Origin of the sequence: Mitsuaria sp. CC2 (assembly GCF_048957715.1) — a bacterium.
In the GTDB taxonomy this organism is placed as follows: Bacteria; Pseudomonadota; Gammaproteobacteria; order Burkholderiales; family Burkholderiaceae_C; genus Roseateles.
In genome coordinates this window covers 1-656 of record NZ_JARVXN010000048.1, presented here as the reverse complement: position 1 = coordinate 656, position 656 = coordinate 1, and the positions used below count along the sequence as shown (strand labels likewise).

1 protein-coding gene is annotated in these 656 nt (G+C 63.9%); it reads left to right on the top strand.

Going from position 1 to position 656, the window contains the following annotated elements; all coding sequences use genetic code 11:
* The coding region (locus PV762_RS27790) for a helix-turn-helix domain-containing protein (protein ID WP_421038231.1) at positions 1-518 on the top strand (518 nt) is incomplete at its 5' end.
* Positions 519-656 lie beyond the last annotated feature (138 nt).

Here is a 656-nt window from a genome sequence, read left to right as displayed (position 1 = left end):
TCAAAGTGGTTCGGAAGTACCAGGCTGGGGGCCTGGGCTGTGCGGCATTGGCCAAGCTCTTCGGAGTCGACGTAACGGTGGTACGTAGCTGGGTGGGGCACTATCGGGTGCACGGCCTGGACGGGGTTCGCAAGAAGCGCCAGGACTACTTCAGCGCGGCGTTCAAGTTGAAGGTGCTGCGTGAGGCCAAGCGTCAGGACCTGTCGAATCGACAAGCGGCCGTGCTCTTTGACTTGAGGGGCGGCGGATCCGTCGTGTGCAAGTGGCGTCGCCAGTACGATGAGGGCGGCGCGCAAGCGCTTCACCCCAAACCTCGAGGCCGTCCTCCCATGAAGCCACCCAAGCCGAAGGCTGCACCGGCAGCACCCGCGAAGTCGGAGGATCAGCGCACGCTGGAAGAATTGCGCGAGGAGAACGAGCTCCTGCGCACGGAGGTGGCCTACCTAAAAAAACTCGATGCCTTGGTTCGAGCCAAACCGCCGGCAGCGCCCAAAGGGCGCAAGCCGTCCTCGAGCTGAGGCCGCATCACCCGTTGCGCATGCTGCTGCAGGTGGCGGACCTGTCGCGCAGCACGTTCTACTACCAGGCCAAGGTGCTTGAAGCCGGCGACAAGCATGCGGGCCTGAAGGCCCGAATCCACGACGTGTACGAGCGTC